Annotated in this window: 16 protein-coding genes and 2 pseudogenes; 9 read left to right on the top strand and 9 right to left on the bottom strand. The window is 63.4% G+C overall.

Annotation, left to right across the window (positions count from 1 at the left end; all coding sequences use genetic code 11):
* Window positions 1–37: 37 nt before the first annotated feature.
* Both ACWIX7_RS02590 and ACWIX7_RS02585 read right to left on the bottom strand, forming a co-directional pair.
* Complete coding sequence (locus ACWIX7_RS02590; RefSeq protein WP_448620065.1) at window positions 38–1,411, bottom strand: hypothetical protein; 1,374 nt, start codon at window positions 1,409–1,411, stop codon at window positions 38–40.
* The gene (locus ACWIX7_RS02585) at window positions 1,408–3,378 is read right to left on the bottom strand and encodes an N-6 DNA methylase (RefSeq protein WP_448620064.1); all 1,971 of its coding nucleotides are present in this window, start codon (window positions 3,376–3,378) and stop codon (window positions 1,408–1,410) included. The genes ACWIX7_RS02590 and ACWIX7_RS02585 overlap by 4 nt, the downstream gene beginning before the upstream one ends.
* 262 nt (window positions 3,379–3,640) lie before the next feature.
* Between ACWIX7_RS02585 and ACWIX7_RS02580 the strand changes: the two genes are divergently transcribed.
* From ACWIX7_RS02580 to ACWIX7_RS02560, 5 genes are all read left to right on the top strand, one after another.
* A complete protein-coding gene (locus ACWIX7_RS02580) occupies window positions 3,641–5,764 on the top strand; it encodes an AIPR family protein (RefSeq protein ID WP_448620063.1) in 2,124 nt (707 codons plus the stop codon).
* 725 nt (window positions 5,765–6,489) lie between these two features.
* Window positions 6,490–6,885: a helix-turn-helix domain-containing protein gene (locus ACWIX7_RS02575; RefSeq protein ID WP_448620062.1), complete on the top strand. Its 396-nt coding sequence runs from the start codon at window positions 6,490–6,492 to the stop codon at window positions 6,883–6,885.
* Entirely contained in the window at window positions 6,786–7,556 is a 771-nt protein-coding gene (locus tag ACWIX7_RS02570) for a transposase (protein ID WP_448620061.1), read from the top strand. The genes ACWIX7_RS02575 and ACWIX7_RS02570 overlap by 100 nt, the downstream gene beginning before the upstream one ends.
* Window positions 7,557–7,949: 393 nt before the next feature.
* Window positions 7,950–9,230, top strand: coding sequence for a hypothetical protein (locus ACWIX7_RS02565; RefSeq protein ID WP_448620060.1), 1,281 nt, complete (start codon window positions 7,950–7,952; stop codon window positions 9,228–9,230).
* Window positions 9,231–9,424: 194 nt separating this feature from the next.
* The gene (locus tag ACWIX7_RS02560) at window positions 9,425–10,411 is read left to right on the top strand and encodes a hypothetical protein (RefSeq protein WP_448620059.1); all 987 of its coding nucleotides are present in this window, start codon (window positions 9,425–9,427) and stop codon (window positions 10,409–10,411) included.
* A gap of 278 nt (window positions 10,412–10,689) precedes the next feature.
* Here the strand turns inward: ACWIX7_RS02560 and ACWIX7_RS02555 are convergent, their stop codons facing one another.
* Complete coding sequence (locus tag ACWIX7_RS02555; RefSeq protein WP_448620058.1) at window positions 10,690–12,339, bottom strand: recombinase family protein; 1,650 nt, start codon at window positions 12,337–12,339, stop codon at window positions 10,690–10,692.
* A 122-nt stretch (window positions 12,340–12,461) separates the two neighbouring features.
* Window positions 12,462–12,806, bottom strand: a complete 345-nt coding sequence (locus ACWIX7_RS02550) for a histone-like nucleoid-structuring protein Lsr2 (protein WP_448620057.1) — start codon at window positions 12,804–12,806, stop codon at window positions 12,462–12,464.
* 161 nt (window positions 12,807–12,967) lie between these two features.
* Here ACWIX7_RS02550 and ACWIX7_RS02545 point away from each other — a divergent pair, with 161 nt between their 5' ends.
* On the top strand, window positions 12,968–13,381 hold the full coding sequence (locus tag ACWIX7_RS02545; RefSeq protein WP_448620056.1) for a CAP domain-containing protein: 414 nt from the start codon (window positions 12,968–12,970) through the stop codon (window positions 13,379–13,381).
* Here ACWIX7_RS02545 and ACWIX7_RS02540 read toward each other — a convergent pair.
* On the bottom strand, window positions 13,371–13,601 hold the full coding sequence (locus ACWIX7_RS02540) for an Lsr2 dimerization domain-containing protein (RefSeq protein ID WP_448620055.1): 231 nt from the start codon (window positions 13,599–13,601) through the stop codon (window positions 13,371–13,373). The genes ACWIX7_RS02545 and ACWIX7_RS02540 overlap by 11 nt on opposite strands.
* A gap of 833 nt (window positions 13,602–14,434) precedes the next feature.
* On the opposite strand from ACWIX7_RS02540, the gene ACWIX7_RS02535 reads away from it, so the two are divergent.
* The 3 genes and pseudogenes from ACWIX7_RS02535 to ACWIX7_RS02525 all read left to right on the top strand — a co-directional run bounded on the left by ACWIX7_RS02535 (window position 14,435) and on the right by ACWIX7_RS02525 (window position 16,312).
* On the top strand, window positions 14,435–14,788 hold the full coding sequence (locus tag ACWIX7_RS02535; RefSeq protein WP_448620054.1) for a hypothetical protein: 354 nt from the start codon (window positions 14,435–14,437) through the stop codon (window positions 14,786–14,788).
* A 514-nt stretch (window positions 14,789–15,302) separates the two neighbouring features.
* Window positions 15,303–15,656, top strand: a pseudogene (locus tag ACWIX7_RS02530) (transposase); the annotation flags it as partial.
* A gap of 53 nt (window positions 15,657–15,709) precedes the next feature.
* Window positions 15,710–16,312: a hypothetical protein gene (locus ACWIX7_RS02525; protein WP_448620053.1), complete on the top strand. Its 603-nt coding sequence runs from the start codon at window positions 15,710–15,712 to the stop codon at window positions 16,310–16,312.
* Between the two features lie 1,955 nt (window positions 16,313–18,267).
* Here the strand turns inward: ACWIX7_RS02525 and ACWIX7_RS02520 are convergent.
* The 4 genes and pseudogenes from ACWIX7_RS02520 to ACWIX7_RS02505 form a co-directional block, all read right to left on the bottom strand.
* On the bottom strand, window positions 18,268–19,248 hold the full coding sequence (locus ACWIX7_RS02520; protein ID WP_448620052.1) for a cyanobactin maturation protease PatG family protein: 981 nt from the start codon (window positions 19,246–19,248) through the stop codon (window positions 18,268–18,270).
* 14 nt (window positions 19,249–19,262) lie between these two features.
* Window positions 19,263–20,117, bottom strand: coding sequence for a S8 family peptidase (locus ACWIX7_RS02515; protein ID WP_448620051.1), 855 nt, complete (start codon window positions 20,115–20,117; stop codon window positions 19,263–19,265).
* Between the two features lie 760 nt (window positions 20,118–20,877).
* Window positions 20,878–20,961, bottom strand: a pseudogene (locus ACWIX7_RS02510) (IS5/IS1182 family transposase); the annotation flags it as partial.
* A 300-nt stretch (window positions 20,962–21,261) separates the two neighbouring features.
* Complete coding sequence (locus ACWIX7_RS02505) at window positions 21,262–22,218, bottom strand: glycoside hydrolase family 16 protein (RefSeq protein ID WP_448620050.1); 957 nt, start codon at window positions 22,216–22,218, stop codon at window positions 21,262–21,264.
* Window positions 22,219–22,265: the final 47 nt, after the last annotated feature.

Raw genomic sequence — 22,265 nt, 5'->3', positions numbered from 1 at the left:
TGACGCCGGAGGCCGCGGTCGCCTCCTTCAGGGTGACTTACAGCCGGCAGCTGAGTACGTCTTGCACCATGAGTCGTGCGTCGGCAGCGGACAAGACAGCGGCCGCATAGTTGTCCCAGGCGGACTCCACGACGGTAGCAACGTCGTCGGAGACTGCTGGGATCGCAATCTGCTGGACGTCCCAGGGGTTCATGTGATCAACAACGCTGCCAAACGAGAGCGCCTTGATTTGCACCTGGGTCCGTGGTGCAGCGACGCCAAGCCAGAGGGCACCTGGCCGCTGATCGGGCTTCGGAACGAGCCGCATGACGTCGTTGCTGGCGAGCCAACCATCCCGATCGGCAGTCACCAGCGCGGGCCAGGCCTGCCTCCCCTCTGACCGGCCAACCGCGCCAAAGATGGTCATGCCCGCCCTGAGCTCGTACTCCTCCGGGTTCTTGAAGGAGCGATCCGAGACGCGGCGCAGATTGATCGGCTCCGGCTGCAGCAACTGGCGTCCGCTGACGATGGGTCTGCCGTTATCGCCGTGCACGTAATACCGCTTGTAGCGAACGGGCAGCCGTGCTGTAGCTAGCGTACCGATGAGCGGGCCGCCATGCGCTGCAGCGTCGCGCCGTGCGCGCTGAACGACTGGGTGGTGATACGCCGCGTCGAGCCGGTCGGCTAGGAGGGATCGAGCGGGCTGGGGCCACTGGGTCCAGCGCGGCGCTGGGGTTGTCGTGTCTGCAAGGTGATCGAGAGCCCAGCGCAGGTCGCGCCGGGCTGCCTGCCGCGCAGTGACTGCGTGGTGCATACGGACCGCGATGCTGTGCATCACGTCCTCCGGTACGACGGGCACTGGAACTGAGCCGACATCCTCTGCCGTGATGTGGTCGATCACGGAGCCGCTGCGATTTCTCCGGAGCAGCGTCTGGCCGATGTCCGACTGCAGGTAGGCCAAGACGTACAGCCGCAACACGTCATCCGTGATGTCGATCCGCACCATGTCATGGCTGAGGCAGAAGCCGGCGAGATCCTCATCAACGATGGTGTTGGGACCGAGGTTCCTGCCGGAACACGTCTGCAGGATGGTGCCAGCCGTGAGGCGGAGGTCCTCGATGCCCCGGTTGCGCGTGACAGACAGCCGTTGCACGGCGTCAGGAAGGTAGTCAAATACGTCGTAAGGCCGGAGGTACGGGACACCGTCCTCGTCTGGTGCGGCCCAAGCGCGTGCGAACCGCGGTGGATCCCAGACGCGGCCAAGCTCACGAAGCGGTGCGATCTGCGTGCCGGCAGCCTCGATCAGGAGGAGCGTTTCTCTCGCCTGCACAAAGTGGTCGGCGAAAAAGGCCGCATCGAGCCGGTCATGTACCTGGACAGACCGTGAGCGGACCGTGGTGCGGGGCCGGATGCCAGTGAGAGCGATCGTCATGCGGTCTCACCGAGCCAGCGAAGGTACGCTTCGGCAACCTCAGGGAGCTCATCGTCGATTATCCGGTCCTTGGTCGTGACCTGCCGGAGGACCTCCTCGCCGGAAGCTGGGTCGATCTCAGAGATGGTGTCGATTCGTTCTACCCACACGTCGTCCCCGTCATCCGTTCGCCGGTACACGACGTTGCCTCGCTTGTCATGGCCAATGCTTCGGGTGACTGCCATGAAGATTGGGTAGTCGAGGCCTTCCGCCTCGGCTGAGACGCGCTCATCGTCCGAGAGTCGGCGCAGCAATACCATGCTGGTTTGCGTGTCGTTCTTTGGCTGGAATAGCTCACGCGCCATATCCACCACCGCGAGGACCTGAGTGTGGGACAAGATCCAGTGTCGTACATAGCCGAGTGCGGGATTGTTGAGGATGCCGTTGGGGATGACCATAGCCATCCGACCTGTGCCCGGACGCAGGAACTGGATGCAGCGCTCAATGAAGAGGATCTCCGGCGGCTGCGACTTCTGTAGCATCGGTTGGCCGCTTGCGTCTGTGCGCATCGTCCACCCTCCGTGGGGCGAGCGGTCCCACATGGCGGCCAGGTCATACTGGCGAAGGATCTCCTCGTCGTCGATGAGGATGTTGGCGCCGAACGGAGGATTAGAGACGATGACGTCGATTGTGCCCAGCGCAAGACTTGTTGCGGCTCCAGGCTCCCACGACCGTGGGTTCGCGAGCGTATTCGCCTGAAACAGTCCGCCCGAGCCGTCATTATTCATGACCATGTTCATCTTGGCAGCACGTACGAGCCCGGGGTTCAGATCAGCACCGAAGACGCATTGAGAAAGGTACTCATTTCGTCGGTACCAAAGCTGCCGGCGCTCGGCATCGGTGCCGTTGGTTGGGTCGACCCACTCGGCCCGTTCCTCGTTCTCGATATGCTCTAGCGCGGCGTTCATGGCCATGATAAGGAAGCCGCCGGTGCCACAGGTCGGGTCGAGTAGGCGCTCGTCCGGCTGGGGATTAAGCATGGTGACTGCCATGCGGCAGGCATTGCGTGGCGTGAAAAATTCACCACGATCGCCGCGCAGATTACTGCCAACGATCTCCTCATACGCGACGCCCTTGACGTCGACTGGCGAGGCAAGGAGGGAAAAGCCCTGCAGCTGAGTGACGACGAAAGCAACGACCGTGGGCTTGAGATCGATAATGGAGTCAGTCTCAGTGAAGATCTGCGGGTACTTGCGAAGCACCTTGTCCTCAAACAGCCGTTGAATGCGCTTCCTGGCCGATGCCGCAAGGGTTGCGTTGTTCCGCTCTGCCGCTGATGCGTAAAACTCCAGGACCCGGCTCTTCTCATCCTCGATCTTGCAGAAGATGAGCTTGAGAAGCTCCCAGAATGCTTCTGGCTTCTGCTTGCCTTCCGTGCCCGCGATGTAGTTGTGACAGCGGCGGAAGGCGAAGAGCAGGTTATCTGCGGTTGCTGGCTTCAGGTCCTTGCGCTTCGGACGCTGTGCGTCTTCTTCGGACTGGCCAGCAGCTGGGATGGCAATGATGTCATCCTCAAACACGAACCCGGTTGCGGTCCGGCGCTTGGCAATCAGGAGCTGATCGTCGCCGTTGGTCCACATGCCGTACTCAACGTTCATACACGCAGCCATGTACGACCGCAGCTGCTCGATCCCGTCCTTGCGGTTGGCAGTACTCGTTCCGGGTCGCTTGGTCTCCACGAGGATCCAGGCGTTCTCCTGCTTGTGCTCTGTGCCTGGCCGGAAGACCACGATGTCCACGCGCCTGCGCGAGGAGCCCACCTTGATCGGAAACTCGGGCTCGCAGTCACCAGCCGCGTACCGGTAACCGCGTACGAGCGCCTTCTCAACGTTCTGGCGGACGTACTCTTCGGGCGTGTCACGAAAGAGTCGTCCGGTCAAGAAGTCGCTGACCAGGCCTTCGGGGACTGCTGCGGTCGCAATGGTCACGGGCGGCGCGAAGCTCGTCGGGGTACCCAGCGTAACTCATCCTCGCTCTGCGTGACGGTCGGGCATGATGCCGTTGACGACCGAACCTACTCGATCCAGCAGGCGCGCCAGGACCTGACCCGCCGCGACCAGGCAGGACCCAGCTGTCTGGATCCTGGTCGCCAACGGCCTTGTATCCCTCGCACCGTGGGTCGGCGATAGCCCCATCCGGCCCAACGATCGAGGGAGGCCACACCCCACTAGAGTGTGATCGTTCGTCATGGTGGGAGAGGGAGTCAGCGGCTTGAACCCAGTTCAGATCCGCCACGTTCGTGAAGCGCTCGAGCGGCGCTTCGGAGACCTGATCGACGTCACGGATCTCGCCGGCAAGTCCGAGTCGGACAGGCAGTCGGCCTTCAGAAGCCGAGCACTCGCTGCACTCGCGGTCCAGATGGAGACCGGCTGCAGTGACGATCAGGCTGCTGCAACGGTGATTGACGGCCGCGACGACATGGGAATCGACGCGGTGGCAGTCTCGGCAGAAGGCAAGGCGCCGCATCTCTGGATCGTCCAGGCCAAGTGGAGCGATAGGGGAGCAGCCGGACTCGGCCAGGACGCAGTACTCAAATTCATTAGAGGTCTGAACAAAATCTTCAACTCAGAGTATGACCTCTTCAACTCGCGGTTTCAAGCGATGGCCAGCGATGTTGATGAAGTGTTGAGCAACCCCGCTGTCGGAATCACGATTATCTCGGCACTACTCGGGGACGCCACAATCCATGCTGACGTGCAGGCGATAATCGACGAGGAATGCGATAAGCTCAACTATGCTCAGCCGATGGTCGATCACCGGGTGCTAGGCCTCAAACATTTCCACCGGGCGATACTGGGCGACACTGCGGAGCCGAAGATTGACATCGAGGCACGCGTCGACGGCTGGAACATTCAGCGAGAGCCCTATGAGGCATATTACGGAACCATCGCAGTTGCAGAAGTCGCAAACTGGTACGAAGAGCACGGACGAGCGCTGTTCTCGAAGAACATACGCGACTCACTCGATCTTACCGAGGTCAACGCAGGCATCATCGACACGCTGACAAAGAGCCCGGATCACTTCTGGTACTTTAACAATGGGATTACCGTACTTGCTGACTCGATCGGTAAGACGGCCAGGTTCGCAAATACCCCCGGTGGTCCTGGCGACTTCCGTCTAGTCGGTGCCAGCGTTGTCAATGGGGCGCAGACTGTCGCAGCGGCCCACCGCGCCTTCAAGCTCCGCCCTGACAAAGCCGCTGCTGGGAGAGTCCTCGTCCGACTCATCTCCCTTGAGAATTGCCCAGAAGATTTTGGCACTGAAGTAACTCAGAAGACCAACACTCAGAATCAGGTCGAGAGTCGGGATTTCGCGACGCTCGATCAGGATCAGCACAGGCTCCGAGAAGACTTCAAAGTGTCGCTGGACAAGCGGTACGTTATCAAGCGAGGGGAGACGGAGCCGAGCCCGAGTGACGGGTGTTCAATAGTCGAGGCCGCTATCGCACTCGCTTGCGCGGACCGCAGGGCGGATCTTGCGGCGCGCGCCAAGCGCGATGTCTCACTGCTTTGGGAGAGGGAGACGTATCGGTTGATCTTCGGCAAGCACCCGAACGCGTATCGCACTTGGCGCTCAGTCCAGCTATTGCGTGCGGTGAGGGCGAATCTGGAAGAGGCCGCCGGGGACCTCCAAGGTAGAGCGTCTGCCGTCGCGACGTACGGGGATCTCCTTATTGCGCATATCGCGTTCCGGAAGGTCCGCATGGATAGAATCGACGATCCGGCGTGCGACTGGGACGAGGAACTCGAGAAGGCGCCAGTGGTCACGGCGTCGGCAGTGGAGTGGCTGATTCACGCAATTGACACTGAGTTCGGTCCAACGAGTCACGTGATCGCGGCATGCAAGAGTGGTGAACGGAGCCAGACAGTCGTCGCTCGTGTACTGGAAGGCATGGAGTCTGGTCAACCCGTGCCCGAGCTTCCCGAGGGCTACCGCTCGTCAACCTCCGAGCTCAGCGGAAAGCGTGCGAATGCGGTCGCAATCCTGGTGGACTCGGGCTATATTCCGGAAAACACCCAGCTCGAGTTCCGCGCGGGCGGCAGGCCGGAGCGTAAGGCGCTCGCTCCTTGGCTAGCTGCGAACCCGGACTTTGCAAAGGCTACCTGGACGAGTAATCGATCAACGCCGCTTATCTGGGCTGGAGACGGGCAGCGCTATTCGCCAAGCGGGTTGGTTCTGCACATGCGCGAACTCGCAACTGGGACTCGGCCAAAGGCAGTGCAGGGTCCAAGCCGCTGGTTCTGGCCAGGAAAGGGCTCGCTCGTCGAGCTGGCGGAGAAGGCACGCGCCGAAGAGGTCATCGACGAGGACTAGTAGTGCTTCGTTAGGTCGGCGCTCGCGCCCGGCTGTCGAGGGGGTGTCCCAGACGATGCAGGTTCCGGTCCAGGTCGCTACCGGAGCCTGCAGTCCGTGCAGGACCGCGTAGAGGCTCAGGCCGGCCGGCGCTGCCGCTCATGGCCTGGCCGCAGGCTGCTGATGAACAGCTGGGCGCCGGTGACCAGGGTGACGTGGCGGTGCCAGCCGGTGAAGGTGCGGCCCTCGAAGCGCGATCTAGCCCCGCGCCGGTCCTCAGCTCGCGGTGATTCTGTTCGATCGGCCAGCAGACTTCGACCAGCCAGACCGGTTCGGCGGATGGTGTCGGCCAGCCGGTCCGAGAGCCAGTGATCGGATCGCTGAGTGAACTGCGGTGGTCAGACGCTCAGTGGTCGGGCCACCGGCAGCGGGCCGCATGTAGCTTGCCGTTCCGTCGGCGGCGGGCGGCCGGGGGGCTTTTGATGCCCTCCGCCGCGGGCGGCGATGCCAGCGCGGAAGGCGGCGTGGATGCCGTAGCTGGCGTCGGCCACCGGCACCGGAGGGCTTAGCCGCCGCTGGCCAGGTCCACGAGGTCCTGCCAGCTCGGGGCGGCCTCGATGACCTATTGCACTTCTTGGACGGTAACGCCGGTCGTTACGAAACACGTCCCTAGCGTCTAGAGATCGTTAACGGCGGACGTTAGAAGCCCTACTGACAGTCGGGGCAGGCTGCGCTATGCCGGAGGCATGAGGTACCCCGATGGTGGCGGGCTGGACGCCGAGGAGCGCGCCCGCCGAGAACGGGTGCGGCTGGCGGCGGCCGAGTGGTTCGAGGAAGGGGCCACCGACCGGGAGGTGGCCGAGCACTTCCGCGTGACCCGGATGTCGGCCAACCGGTGGCACCGCGCGCTGACCGCCGGTGGCCGGCCGGCGCTGGCCTCGAAGGGAGCCGGCGGGGCGCGCTGCCGGCTGAGCCCGGTCCAACTCGACGAACTACAAGTGGTGCTCGACGCCGGCCCGACCGCCTGGGGCTGGGATGACCAGTGCTGGACGCTGCCGCGCATCGCCGAGGTCGTGCACGCGAAGTTCGGCGTGGACTACACCCTGCCCGGGCTGGATCTGCTGCTGCACCGCCTCGGCTAGAGCGTGCAGGTCCCCGCCCGGCAGGCCGCCGAGCGGGACGAGGAGCGGATCACCGCCTGGCGGGAGGAGAGCTGGCCGGAGATAAAAGGACGGCGGCGGACCTGGCCGCCTGGCTGGTCTTCGAGGACGAATCCGGCCAGGGGCTGAGGCCGCCGACGGGGCGCACCTGGGGCCGCCGCGGCCGCACGCCGGTGGTGCGGGTGACCGCCCGAAACAGCCCGCGGCTGTCGCTGGCCGCGCTGCTGGCCACCCGGCCCGGGCACCGGCCCCGGCTGATCTACCGCACCTACCGCGGCCGGCGCGGCGGGCGGCGCAAGGGGTTCACCGAGGCCGACTACGCCGCCCTGCTCGACGCCGCGCACCAGCGGCTCGGCGGCCCGATCGTGCTGGTCTGGGACAACCTCAACACCCACACCAGCGCCGCGATGAGCGAGCTCATCGCCGCCCGGCCCTGGCTGACCGTCTACCGGCTGCCGCCGTACGCCCATGAGCTCAATCCGGTGGAGCCGGTGTGGTCACACCTGAAGCGGTCGCTGGCCAACCTGATCAAGCACACCCTCGTCGAACTGACCGCGCTGGTGAAGACCCGGCTCAGACGGATGCAGTACCGCCCAGGGCTGCTGCTCGGCTTCCTCGCCGGTACCGGACTCGAGTTCGGACCGTTCCTGTAACCCCCGCCCTTGATGATCTCTAGGGCACCAGCGGAGGAGCTTCAAGCCCGATGCAGGACGGCACGGGACCGAAGCGTCACACGCCACGCGGACCATGAGACGGACCACCAATGTCCTATAGCCGCGATTCCGGCGGGTTATAGGCTTGTTTCGACCTCTAAGCATACCGCTGACCTGACTCTTGAGGCTAAAACTCCGCCGTAGAATAGATTTTGTGCGACATGACGGTGACTCCGAACCGTATCGCCGCCCGCTCAGTATGCTAACCTTCCTCGTGGTGTGGACGGTGCCGTCGCACGAGTAATCAAAAGGACCCCGTAGATGCGAGCAATCTCTCGTGCCCGATTTGACGCCCTAGCGGCCTACTGTCGTGCACCGCTCGCGACGGTCTTCATGCAGGAGCTCGCGTGGTTCGAGGATGCGGGCGGAAATGTTCTCGCGACGCTCGTTCTCGATACTGACGGGGAATACTGCGCAATCATCCTCGCGCGGGATCTTATGGATAGATTCCGCTGGGTCGCAGCGACTGAGTTCTTTGAGACGCCCGAGCAAGCACTCGTCGACTTGTTCCGACGAGTAACAAGCCTGCTGCCTCATCTCGATGAGCAACGCGTGCATGGTGACGAGACTGGGAAGACTGTTGACTTCTTTACCCCAGTTGTCAGAGGCGCGAGACTTCACCCTCACTTCCGCAGGCTCAGCTCCGGTGACGAGTTCTCTGCAGCACGCGAGATTATTAGCGCCATGATGCGCTGGTACGAGGACATTGACGGGAACTTCGTGGAGCAGTTTCAGACTACGGGTTTCGACACGCGGATCTGGGAGTTGTATCTGTTCGCCGCTCTCACGGAAGCGGGTCTCAAAGTAGAACGCCCCACACCCTCGCCTGATTTCTTGGCCAAGGGCATCCAAGGCGAGTTCACACTAGAAGCGACCACCATCAATCCGACGCTCGGCCCAGACGGTCGGCCTGCGGCGAGCGCACGGCCCAGTGAGGATGAAGACGCAGACGCGTATGTTCACCACTATTTACCCATACGATATGCCGGCCCACTAACGACGAAGCTGGGCAAGGAATACTGGACCAAACCCGCATCCTCTGGCAAGCCGCTAGTGTTCGCGATTCAGGATTTTCACGACACGATGTCGATGCGATACAGCGGCTCCGCGCTTCCGGTCTATCTCTACGGGTACAAACACGAAGCCGAGCGCGGCTCAAGCGGATCGCTGACCGTAAGGCCCCAACGCGTTGTAGCGCACCACTGGGGCACGAAGACAGTGCCGTCCGGGTTCTTCTCACTTCCGGGGGCCGAGAATGTCAGCGCCGTTGTCTTTAATAGCGGAGGAACGATCTCGAAGTTCAACCGGATGGGAGTCCGTGCAGGGTTCGGCTCGAGCAATACCGTGCTCGTTCGCCGAGGAACAGTCGCGGACATCGATCCGAACGCCTCTGAGGCTCTACCTTTCGTGCACATCGTAAGCCCGGGATACCCGGAGGCGTGGATCGAGGGGATGGATGTGTACCACAACGCGAATGCGGTGCATCCGCTCGATCCAAGCATGCTTCCTGGTGCTGCTCATCACAGGTTGTTGTCCGACGGGCGGATCGAGACGGCTACACCCGAATGGAAGCCGTTCGAATCCTCAACTTCCACTATCGTATTCTCGGTATGATCGAACGACAGATCTCCGCTCGACGGCACCAAAACCACACCTGACCGGCAAACTCGGCCGAAGACACAGATCAGCGCAGCGCTCACGCATGTCCTGCTCACCAGCGAGCCGTCGCAGAATCCAACATCGCCGCCGCCACTCACCGGCCTGGCCGGGCATGCGATAATCGAGTCATGACTCCAGGGGTGGACGACATGAGCGCGGTCACGCTGATTGGATGGTATGAGCTGCCGTCTGTTCTGACGCTCACGCCCAAGTGCTTCGGTGAGTCAATTCACGTTAAGATTGCTGGCAGGTCAGGCGAACTACTGCTGCCGGAAGTGGTCTGGAACGGGGAGGAGCCGCAGGTTGTTGCGCCGACACTGCCGGCTAAGGCCGTGCAGTATGTCGAGCACCATGGCGGCTTGCGCCGTGCTGGCTGGGGCAAGGTCAGCCAATGGAACCCGGCTGCTAAGGTCGTCCTCAAGGCGCACGTTAGCGCGGTCGCCCTCCGCTTTCCGGCTGCCAGGGCTGACGTCAGTTACAGCGAGTACTCCGAAGGGCGCGGACGTCCTCAGGGCGAACTGGTAGATAGCCTGTTCGCGTCAATCGACGACTGGTTTGAGGGTTTACGGACCTGGGTCGAGGTCAAGTCTGACCAGGACCTGGACTCGGATCATCCGCTGCGGGAGGTCCGGGTGCCGGGTAGAAGCCTGGGAGTCGTCGCCGACGAAAGTGGTCAGCTCTCGCTTCCTGCCACCGCGAGCCGTATCACCATAAACGCGCGCGACGATGAACCGTTGACCCTGCCTTTGCTGCGACGGGCGGTTCAGCTAGCCAACGAGGCTGCGATGTTCGACGACGCTCACCTTCTCTTGCGTGACAGTCGTGCGGCCGTGCGGCGCGGGCAGTACCGTCGTGCGGCAATCGATGCTGGCTCTGCCTTGGAGCTGACTCTCGCCGACTTCAATAGGACTGTAACGAAGCTCAGCCTTCATCGTCCTGGCCGGCCACCGACACTCGGCACGTATGTTAAGAAGATTGGCGCGCAAGCAGGCCTGCCAGCGAATGTCAAGCAGGACGTGGTCCAACTCCGGAATGACGCCATCCATAACAACAAGACGCCAACCAGAGCCGAGTCGGACTTGGCGGTTGCCTTGGTGTCGTCTGTGGTGAACCGACTGCGGCCGTTGCCGCTGTAAGGCGGCAGCCCGCAGGCTCGTCACTACCCAGTGGTGGGTCCCGTGGTCAGCCGTGCTGACCCTTGAAGGGCGAGCGTGTGGGCGAGATCTTGCGGTTTCGCGGATCGGTGGCATTGGCGATGACGGTGATGGAGTCCTTGGTCCGGGTGAAGGGCACGCGGTCGAGCTGTGCCGGGGAAGAAACCCTATGCGACGCGATAAAATATTGGTGATTGCAACTAGTGCGGGCACGCTGGCCGGGCGGCCACGGCCACCGCTGCCCGAAGGACGGCCTTCGTCTATAGGGCGACCCAGAGGCCATTTGTCTTGTAGCGCGAGCGCATCTTGCGCAGGTCCTGGATGGCGTAGCGGCGAGTGGCGCCGTCGGGGGCCATCTGGGTGTGCGGCAGATGGCCGGCCACATCCCAGCTCCGGACGGTGTGGACCTTCACACCGGCGACGCGGGCGGCCTCGGCCGGCGTGAGGAGCTGCAGGGGGTCGGTCGCTGGCGCCGTGGGGGCCGCCGCCGGCAGCGCCTCTGGGAGGCGTGGACGGGAGGGGCCGGTTCGTTCGGCCTGGACTCCGCTCCAGGCCATCACGGTGCCCCAGGTGGTCCAAATGTCGAGCAGCGGTGTCGGACGGATGTTCTCCACGTCGATGCGGCGGACCAGGGTCGTCAGTCGCCGTTGGCGGGCCGGGCCGTCGAGCACGTCCCAGTCCTCCAGCAGCGCGGTCGCTCGTGTGGTGGGTGGCCGTGCCGCGGCCAGCGTGCGGACCTGCTCCAGTTCCGCTGCCAGCTCCATCCGCTGCTCCGGTGGCGTCGTGGTCCGCGCGAGCTGCTTTCGGACCTCTACGGCGCGGTTGGCCTGCTGCTGCACCCACTGCTGGGCGGCCGTCTCGACGTCGTCGCGGAGGGCCGGGTCGTCGACGAGGGCGGTGAGCCAGCTGTGCACCATGTCGTCGAGGCGGGCGCGGATGATGGATTGGCCGGGGCGCCGGGGCGGGTGCTTGCGGCATTGGTAGCGGCAGTACGACGGCGCCCCGGCGTGCACCGCGGCCATCCGGTTGCCGCAGGCGCACCAGACCAGGCCGGCCACCAGGAAGTCGTCGGACGACTGCCGCGGGTGGTAGCGGGAGGCGTCGCGGCGGGCGCGGTAGGCACTCCAGACCTCGGCGGTGATCAGCGGCTGCTGGGCGCCGGGCACCAGCTTGCCGCCGTGCGTGACGTAGCCGGCGGCGAAGCCGAGGTCCAGCAGCCGGGCGAGGCCGTGGCCCGTCCAGGCGCCGTGGGTGCCGCTGGATGCGGCCGTCGGGATGCGGTGGCTGTTCAGCCACCGCGCCAGCGCGGCGAATGATGTGCCACGGATTGCGCGGCGGTACAGCTCGGCCAGGATGGGCCCGGTACGCCGATCCGGCACGTATTGCCCGTTGCGCTTGCGGTAGCCGAACATGGCCTGGCCGTTGCCGGGCAGGCCGAGGGCCACGCGTCGCTCCCGGATCTCGCGCCAGACGTCGCCGACGCGGTCTGACTCGAACGCCGCCAGCTCGGCCAGGACGCCGCGGGCTAGCCGCCCCGTCGAGGTGGTGGTGTCGAATCCCTCGGTGGCCGACTCCAGGGCGCCGCCAGCGGCCTCGACCCGGTCGACGGCCAGCGCCCAGTCGAGGCGATTGCGCGATACCCGGGACCAGCGCCAGACAACGATGGCGTCGGCCTGGCCGTGCTCGATCATGGTGATGGCCCGCTCCATCTGGCGGTGGGGCCAGAACCGGCCGCTGAGGTCGAGGTCTTGAAGCGTCTCGGTGACGAGGTAGCCGCGCTGCCGGCAGTGCTCCTCGATGGCGCGCAGCTGGAGCTCGGGACTGATTGTGCCGTCGCGGGCCTGGCTGACACGGACGTAAGCAACGGCTCGGATGGGGTTCGGCTGGGCAGGAGAAGCGTCGGTCGCCATAGCCAATGGTTGTGCGGCGCCAGGGCCTGCAGGAAGTTGACGGCTGGTCCATCTCGACCCCTACAAACCAGACGCGGAGACGACTCGAAGCCATCCCACGCTCTGCGTGCTTCTACAGCGTGCTACTTGTGCGCCTCTTCGTAAGCGTTGATGACCTCCTGTTTGATCCTGCCGCGGGGACTGACCCCGTACCCATTGTCCTTCGCCCACTGGCGGATCGCCTGAATGTCATCACGACCGCTGCCACTACTGCGACGTCGCGACGTCCGGTCCGGGGCGAGGGACGTGGCCGGCCGGGCCACAACGGGCCTAGCCTTCTCGATAAACTCCTGCAGCGCAGAGCGCAACCGCTCGGCGTTCTTCTCTGACAGGTCGATCTCGTACTCCTTGCCCTCCAAGGCGAAGGTGATCCTCTCTGCGCCCTCGGTCTCGTCGAGGTCGTCGTAGTAGATGGTCCGCTGTCCCACGATGGACTCCTCTCTAAAAGCTTCCGTGTGACGTGAGAGTATAAACCCCAAAAGCAAGGAGTGATATCCGTTTCGCGTCGCCGCTCTGCTACTGGTGCGGGGCGCTCGCAGACGCTCTGTGATAGCTAGACAGGCCGGCTGAGCACTCAGATACTTGTTCCATGCTTCGGTCGTTCGACCTACAGACGATGCTTCGGCTCGTCAATGAGGGGCGGGCGGCTCATGGTATTCACCCGCTGACTCGAGACAGACAGCTTGACCACGTCGCGCGGCGGCGTGTCATCTACCTGACGTGGTGCGGTGCCGTGCGTCCACAACTAATGCATGACGAACGGCAAACCATCGACCGCCGACTGCGGGATGCGGATGTGTCCTTCACCTACTGCGGCGAGAATATCGCGACAGGCGCAACACCAGGGGAGGTCTTGAAGAAGCTCCTCGTCGGAACGACGAACCGGCACAACATCTTCAATCCGTCTTATCGCCGGCTTGGTCTAGCGAGTCACGCTGAAGAGGATAAGGACCTGCCGGACTGGTTCGCGCCGGTGCTGTACTGCCAGGTGTTCACGGACTAGTCACTTCGTTTCGTTGACTTGTCGTGTCGCGACCAACAATGTGACTGATCGCGATGTACGGCCGGAGACAGTCACGAAGTTGCTGCAGGTTCGCTGCAGACAGGTCAAACTCATAGTCAATGCCTTCCAGACTGAAGCGGATCGTTTGGGTGGACGACATGAAGTCGATATCGTCGAGGATCTCGCACGCACCGTCTGCGGGGACGTAGATCTTGGCCATGACTGTCCTCCTGACTACTTCCGGCGCTTCTGCGTACGGGCTTCGCGTGATGCCATGGCGAGGTTGAGGAAGTAGGCCTTCTTCGCATGCTCCGCGCGTCTGGCACGTTCCTGCGGCTCCAGAACGCCCTCCGGATCGACCTCATGCTCGAACCGGGACAGGAACTTCGCCCGCGCGGGTGCTGTATGTGCCTGCGCATCAGCGACGCAAGCATGCAGCGCGTGCGCAGCCATCCGCGCCTGCAGTACTCGCCGGGATCTCTCCGAAGACGGGTCGGACAAGGTGACTCTCCGATTCCAGAACAGTTCGGTTTAGGACTGCCTGGCCGTCTTTCTGCTGGTCCTCGCTAGTTGTTCCATTCGTCGCGCGCAGGCGGTGTCAAGGCTGGCCGTCAGGCCACCGCGTCAGCGGCTTGGCCTTGACGACGACGAGCACGACGTACCGTTCTGGCTGCGAGGGACAGCGTCTGTGGATATCCCCGTAGCGACAGGGCTGCCGGGGCGGCGTTCCTCCGGCCGATCTGGTCAGGATGCGGCCATGAGCGCCGCGGCTGGCAAGCTCAGCTCCTCGAGCAGCTGCCCCTGGCGGGCCGGACCAGCCCGCTCAGATAAGCCATGGCTCGGTGATGCGCTGGTGACGTCGGCGTGACGCTAGTCCCCCTAGGATCCTCTGACTCATCGAAGTCGAGGTCCAATCCCGGAGCGGCCGTGGCGGGGTGCGCCCATCTTCTGGGTTACTAGTGTGCAATGTCGGCGCGGCCATCCTTTCCTCGTACACCTCGACTTCGGTGAGTCCGGAAGGCATCTGCTGGAGACGACCAGAGGAAGGTTGCCATGGCTGAACGCTCCGTCTGGATCGAGGTCATCAACGGGTTCGACAACTTGACCCGCAAAGACTTCGGCTTGGGTGGTGGGGACTGGTCGAACAATGAGAGCGCCACGCCCCCGGAAAGTATCCGGGTCCGCTCGAGGGCCTCGTTCGGCAGTGAGTCGAATGGGTTCGCAACCGGCACGTCGGGGTGGGCCACGTATGACTCCCCAGACGGCGAGGTCAAGATCACGTGGAGCAACCCGTTCATTGGCGGGAATTCATTCGACGTTGCCGTTCCGGGTTCCGCCCAAGCTCAGTGGACTGATATCTCCGGCAACAATGTGGCCGTTGCCGTGACGCTGCTCCCGAACTTCTGAAAACGGGGCCACGCAGCCACATGCGTAGTCAACCGAGGGGCGGGGGCTCGGCCTTCTGTGCTAGAGGGGTCGGGTCCCCGTCCTGTCGCGATGCTAGCCAGGTGCAAATCGGCAACCTAGGGGCGCTATTTCCTGTGCCGGTGGAGAGTCCGTGCGGCCCTACTCGGTCACAGGGCAGAAAATATAGCAATGTAGACGAGGCGGCGTCTGCCTTCTCCAGACAGACGACGGAGGGTGTCCAATCTCCATGTCTCGAACGGGGCAACGCATTGAGTCCATCTTACCCTAACATCACGAACCGAAGATGTAATACAGCTTGTCTATACTCAGCGAGGCGGTCCGTATAAATGAAGTGCTGTCCGGCGTCCGGATGCCGCAGATGAGTGCAGTGCCGAGTCGAGTCAACGCTCTCTCCAGCCCTCTATTGCAGGCAACGGGGCAACTGGAGCTTCAGACGGGACTAATCGGATGCGGTACCCGTACGTCCCAAATGATCTAGATAAGGCTGGTTCCCATGATTGAGGACGTCTTGCCCGACGGACTATGGGAGCGGGTTGCCCCGCTACTTCCAGCTCCGCGGCCGAGGCGCCACCGCTATCCGGGGCGTCGGCCGGCGGACGATCGGGCAGCGCTGGCCGGCATCGTATACGTGCTCAGGACCGGCACTCCGTGGAACCTACTGCCGGCAGAGCTCGTGGGATGTTCCGGCGTCACCTCTTGGCGCCGGTTGCACCAGTGGATCGATGCGGGCGTGTGGCCGGGGCTGCACCAGGTGCTGGTTGACAGTGGCATCCTCAGTGAGGACGACTCCTCCGTAGACGGCCCTTCTCGCCGGTCGATCGGGGGCGGTTCGGCCTCAGGTCGGCCCAATTATGCACGTCGTCAGCACACTCGGTCCCAGCATATCAAAGGTAGGGGCCAGTGTTAACTCTCGGCGGCACAGGCCAGCTTTGGTTCATCGGCAGCGTCTCGCTCGTGTTGGTCGGCCTTCTTGTCGCTGCTGTCGCCTATGACGTCCGCACGGCGGCAAGAATGCAATCGATGCGCCTTGAGATTATCCGCCAATTGGTCAGTAGTGGCAAACTGGATGCGACCGACGCCAACGTGATCGGTCGCAGCATGGACAGGCCTACTACTGGCGTAACCGGTCTAACGCGCACGCTACTGGCCCTTAGCATTCTCATGATCGTAGGCCTTGCGCTGGTGGCAGCGGTGGTTTCGTCCGCGTCTGACGCGGCTGACCTGCGCAAGACGATCATCACCTCACTTCTAGGCGTGTTTGGTACGGTCGTAGGCTTTTACTTCGGGTCACGTACGGCTCAAACCTCCGCCGAGGCAGAAGGCCATCGACGTCAGGAGCCGGTAATTCCACCGAAGGACATTCCACCGAAGGACATTCCACCGAAGGACATTCCACCGAAGGACACTCCACCGAAGGACACTCCACCGAAGGACACTCCACCGAAGGACACTCCACCGAAGGACATTCCACCGAAGGACACTCCACCGAAGGACACCACATAGGAGGCGCAATCCGGACCCGGGACCGCGCAGGCGGACCCGAGGACACTCGAGGACAGCGGAGTCGGGACTAGGCGTGCGACGTTGAGCGTGGGTCTTGGTTCAGAGTGAACGATCGGCACCGGTCGTTCCAGGCGTGGAGGAACCGCTCGAAGGCGCCGATGAGGTCCGCGACGTGGGGCACGGCTACGGCGCAGCCGCTCCGGAACGGGTGCTGCCGGCGCTATATCCGCACACCGTCCGTCTCCCGGTGCTAGGCCGACAAGGGCGCCTCCTCCGGCGCCGGGATCGACGCGCACACGGGCGGCCAAGCGGCCAGCCTGTGGAGGCGACCTGGACTGCGACACCCTCCGCTACATCTGGCTGCTCGCCGCGCTACGCGCGCCGCCCAAACGCGCGCCCAGGCGCTACTCGGCTGCTAAGCGGCACTCGCATGGATCACCGTCTGCTCGTGGCGCGGCGGCACCATCGCTCCTGCCGCCCTGGTCCTCACCTCCATGACGCGGGGCCGCTGTGAAGATCCTTACTGTTGTCCTTGGTGCTGCGCACAGTCCCCAACCGAGGACTGCCGCGACCAGTTTCTCCTCCGGGCCCGCACCGCTATGCAATTATGCAATCGGGATGGCTTCGCACCAGCAGTTTCCCCCAACGTCACATCCCCAATTTGCTACCTGACCCAGGAGGTTCCTGCGGCAACACCGGCTGGACCACAGACTCGTACAGTCGCGCCCAACGACCCCGCCAGAGCAGTAACACTTCTGCAGGTCCCAAGTCCACTGAGGAACGAAGACGTCTCCGCGCCTCCGCAAGGACCACTCCGCCGTGGCGCCTGGCAGCCTCAAAACGCTACTCCCTCCCCATATGCGTGGAAGCATGTCCTAGCTTCAGCTAGCCTGAAAGTTCCACCACCCGCCGCGACACAGGCGGGATGGTGTCACAGACACGGCCCCCAACAACCAGCCCGTGATACACGCCAGCCACCACCTGGGGTCGGACACTCCCTGATATACGGCCACGTACCCGCAGCCGTGCAGCATTGCTGGAATCCACTAGCGCCTTGGACGCACTGTTCCCCGCGATATCCTGGCCAGATGCCGGTGCACGTCCCGTGGAAATCCGCGCACGGTTGCTGCTGCGGCACGATCTTGCTCTTATCCACCGGCGGCTTCCAAGCGCCCGCGGCACCCTGCCCAGAGTAGTCGCCGCGCCGCTCGACCGCGACGGTGTCCGCAACAAAGCCAGGAAGTCGCACTGTTTTCGTTGCGTTGCCCGGATTGAATGTAACTGTGGTACCTGCATCGAAGCCGCGCCGTCGCATCTTACTCACTCCTCTTCTTTGAATCTGCAGAACCCCTGCCGCTACTGGTTTAATGAATCAGCCTTAGGCATCCCGACATCGAGAAGGACGACGGACCCTTGGGATCAGCTGTCCCGGATCCGCTGTCTCGCTAGCATCTGTCGCTCCAGCAAACCAGGTCGCCACCATGGGTGTAACCACAGCACCGGCGACGCCCCAGCCAGCAGGGAAGGCAGTATGTGACGTTGAGTGTGTTGGGATCAAATGTCAGTTGCTGCGCTGCAAAAGGGGACGCGACAGCGCGAACGGCCTCCTGCCTATTGTCATGACGTTGCCAGCCACTTGGCTCAAGCGACCGTTCGGCGGAAAAGCCAGGCATCGACGACATGATCAACTCCTTCTAATATGGGGTGTCTTTCCACAGCTTCTTGACTCAGCGTCACCTCCTACCGGTGAAGACGACACGTTGGTTGAGCCGTACAGCGCGCTTGGCGCATCCGGAACAGGGCCGCACGCCCACCAGGGTCGTGGCCCGTTTGATCACATCTCCCAGACCTATCTCCTCGTCACGCACGAACCCTGGTAGCCGCACGCGCAACGGTTGATGGCTAGGCTGCGAGCGTGAGGATTCGGGATTGCTCATGACAGCCTCCGAAGTTGATCAGCGTTCATAGAAAGGCGCGAGTCGCGACACCAGAAACGGAAACTTCTCTGTCACGTCTACGCGCACGAAACGCTTGTCCGTCACATCGGTCTCGCGGCTTGTGTATGAAAGAATGACATCGAAGACCTTCCGTTGCCCACTCAAGCGAGAAGGTCGCACCTCTACGCCTGTGAGCGATTCATTGCGCCCAAACGCCTCAGCAGTTGCAGCGTATATCCCTGGGTATCGGACTGCGAGGTAATTCAGGGCCCGATGCTCGTCAAGACTGCCGGTGTTATCAGCCAGCTGCATTATACGGTCGAACAGCTCCCGTGCGGCAGCATCAAAGCGGTCGCCATCGTCCCCGTCCTGGTCCTCAGGACGTGGAAGAGACGCAATGAGAGAGTCGCGATCGAATGAATAAAGTTGGTCGAAGGCGACCAGCGGAAGGGTGAGGCCGTTACACGCATCGGGCGGGGCGACCGGACCTCGCTCGCCGATCACCACATCAACGTCTCCGCGATCAGGGGCAGCCCTGACTGCCTCCACCAAGAGTTCAAAATCGCCGGGATCCCGAGGGCCAATGATATAGGTCTCCAGCCCCTCAATAAGAAAGACCCAGCAAATCTGGCGGACGAGATAGCGGTTCCCCCTGTCGCTGAGGACGGCGTGCATAGCCTCGCGATCGGTAAGCCCTCCATTCTCCCCTCTTCCCAAGACTTGGGCAAATTCCCTTTCGATTCCCAAGCTCGGGAAGCGTGGCTCGATTCTGCCGAGCGCGAAGACGAAAGGGGGTGGTTCCGCAGCAGCCGTCGTGAGTACCTCTGGCTCCTCAGTCCAGGCTGTCGGTGGCCCTGGGGGCGTCGCGAGTGGCGCCATAGGCGTTGTCATGGTCGGCATCGCCGTTGCCGTCATGGTCGGCATCGCCGTTGTTACGGGCGGCATCGCCATTGGTGGGATATCGTCTCCCCGCGCCTGCATGGGTTCGGCATCTGCCATCACAGACTCCTCTCCTAGCGATCCACCGCAGTGGGATGTGAACCGACCAGTTGGGCTAACGTCCTATATGCCCCCCAGGCATCGAGGAGGGGCGGGATGACACTGCGAGACCATTTAGCTGCTCCAGCCCTAAGGGAGTACCTGATTTCGGCGGCATTGGCCGAAGGGAAAAGCGACCATAAAAGGGCGATTGTTCCCGTGACAAAGGGTGCCGCGAAGCTGGTACCTGCCAGAGTGATTGGAGGGCCGTTACAGGCGAGGCTGGTAATCCCCTCTCCAGGACCACCGAGTCCCCGCTTTCCCACCTCAATCCCTACGTTCGATTGCCGCATCAGGACCGCCCGTGAGTCGAAGGCGGCCACCGGAATGACCCCAGCGTGCCGGGTGAGGGCAGAACTGCCAACTGCGCCTTGGTTTCCAGCGGCCGCGACCAAAAGGACGCCTCGCCGGACGGCAAAACTCAGAGCATCGTTGAGATTGGAATCGTTGCCCATCGTCGGGGCCAACGTCGCCGCGCTCAAATTGATAACCCGCGCACCGGCGAGCACGCATTGGATGATCGCTGAGGAGACTTCCTCAACTTCTGTCGAAGGGCCGTCCTCGCCCACGGAGTCCTCAGCGAAGATTCGGCGCAGTACCAAACGACAACTGGGGCAAATCGCCGGCGCGGCCGACCCCCTGGCGCTCTTGAGAATTCCAACGACGAAGGTGCCGTGGCGACAAGCAGCGCTCGACGGTTCCCGACACGCGAGCGCGCCGACCCCATTGACCGAGGACATACCCTCCGCCACGAGGTCGGGATGATCCACAAACACAGGACCATCCAGCACTCCGACCGTTACCTCGCTAGAACCTTCGGATAGGGCCATGACTGGTCGCAGGCGCACGAGGTCCAGAGCACCCCGAGTTCTTGCGATAGAGCCACCCAGCTCGTCTAGCGCAAAAGAACTGCTTACCGCACTTCGCCCAGAACCATCCTGAGAGACAAGGCCGGGCGGCCCGAATGACGTACGGCATCCTCGCATGTCGTACCCCTTGAACATGCGGCTTTGCGTCGTATAGATTAACGCCGTGCGGCGACTCGCACAAGGCTGAGAGTCTGTTTCTTAATGACCCCTTGCGAGGTCTGGCCCTGCGGTGGGGCAACTTCGACCAGCGCAAGTGTATTGTTCTCTATAGGGTTGCGCCGTACTGGCTAGCCCCAGACGGCCGCATAGTGCTGCGGGCGGTCAAAAGGTGTCGGGCAAGTCCTCACGATCCGGTCGTCTCTTGACGTCCGGGGGCACATGAGGCTCGACAGCCTGTCCGACAGGGGGCGTCGGGCCGACATCGGAGCTACGGTCGCATGCAGATCCTTGAAGCGGCGTCCGGTTGCGGGGGACAGGTCTGACAAGTGACCGCTCAACTGAGGACGCTACGCTCAGCAATGACCTTTGTTCTTGCAGGTCAGCACAGCGCTCACGCCTGACCTGCTTACAAGCGAGCGGTCGCCGGTTCGATCCCGGCCGCGCCCACAACTCGCCTCGACCGGGGCGATATCCAGATGGCGGTGACCGAGGCGTTGGCTTACCCGACCACCACAGATCCACCTGGCGCTCAGGCCGATCAGCGCGGGCGTCGCCCGGCGACGCGACATCGATCGGTACGGACCGGTGCGTCGTCTACGGTCACGTGGGAATGGCCGGCGGCGCGGGCGGCCAGCAGCGCCCGGCGCCGTCGCCGGCGCCGCTCGGCGGCGAGCAGCCGGGACACCGTTCACTCCACATACGCAGATGCCACCAGAAGATTTCTTCATCGGTCGATGTCAGGTGGCTGGAGTGATGCAGGCCAGTTCCAGGGTTGGCGAAGACGCCCCTGGCCGACAGGGTGACGGCCCGCTGGCTACCAAGACCCTGAGTCAACCCACTGATGATCCTTTTCGTAAGCCGACCACTGCGCGCTCCTGGCGGCCCCGAAGGGTCCTTGGGGGCTGGCGTGGGTCGGTGGACTATGGACGGCTCCTGATGAGATGGGTCATCCGGCGGGTTCGTAGATGCGCACGTAGTCGACGAGCATGCTCTGCGGGAACGGTGTCCTCGTGTCGGGATCGCCGGGCCACGTGCCGCCGACGGCGAGGTTGAGTACCAGGAAGAACGGGTGGTTGAACACCCAGCCGTCTGAGCCGGTGTCCGCGGGGGTGCGGGTCTGGTATCGGTGCCCGTCGACGAACCAGGAGATCGTATCCGGGGCCCAGGTGACAGCAAAGGTGTGGAAGTCGTCGGCGAAGGAGGCGCCGCCGGGCAGTCGGTAGGCGGCGGTGAGGCCGTTCTTGCCATAGCGGGGGCCGGGGCCGTGCAGGGATCCGAAGACGGTCCGCATGTCGTGGCCGACGTTCTCCATGATGTCGATCTCGCCACCGTTGAGCCACCCGACTTCAGCGCCGTTAGCGCCGAGCATCCAGAACGCGGGCCACATGCCACGTCCGTGAGGCAACCGGATGCGGGCTTCGATGCGGCCGTACTGTGGGGAAAAGGTGCCCAGGGTGGTCAACCGCGCGGAGGTGTAGGTGCAGGGGCCGTACCAACAGGTGTGAACGCCGCTGGTGTCGCGGCGCGCGGTGATGGCCAGGTGGCCGTTGCCGTCGAGGGCGGCGTTGGCGGTGTCGGCGGTGTGCATTTCGCGTTCCTCGTTGCCCCAGCCGTGGCCGCCAGTGTGGGGCCGCCAGAGGGCAGGGTCGGGAGCGGTGCCTGGGGGTCCGATGAATTCATCGGACCAGGTAAGGCGCCAGTGGCCGGGAATCGTCTGCGCGATGATTGAGTCCCCCGCTGCGGTCGCAGTCACAAGGATCGCGCCCAGGGCTGCCGCGACGCAGACGGCGAGGCGTCGCCGGCCGGATGCCGCGGTGCGGCGCGGAGCGAGGATGCCATCGCCTCCCGCCGTTTCAGTTCCTTGACTTCCGTCGAGCGTAGGACGGTCCGCGACGACCGTCATCAACGCGGCGCTCGCGGCCGTCGCCTCACCGTCTCTGGCATGACTGG

The sequence above is a fragment of the Geodermatophilus sp. URMC 65 genome (genome assembly GCF_053502545.1).
The sequence above is the reverse complement of the archived record's forward strand: the minus strand, read 5'-3'. Positions and strand labels throughout refer to the sequence as shown.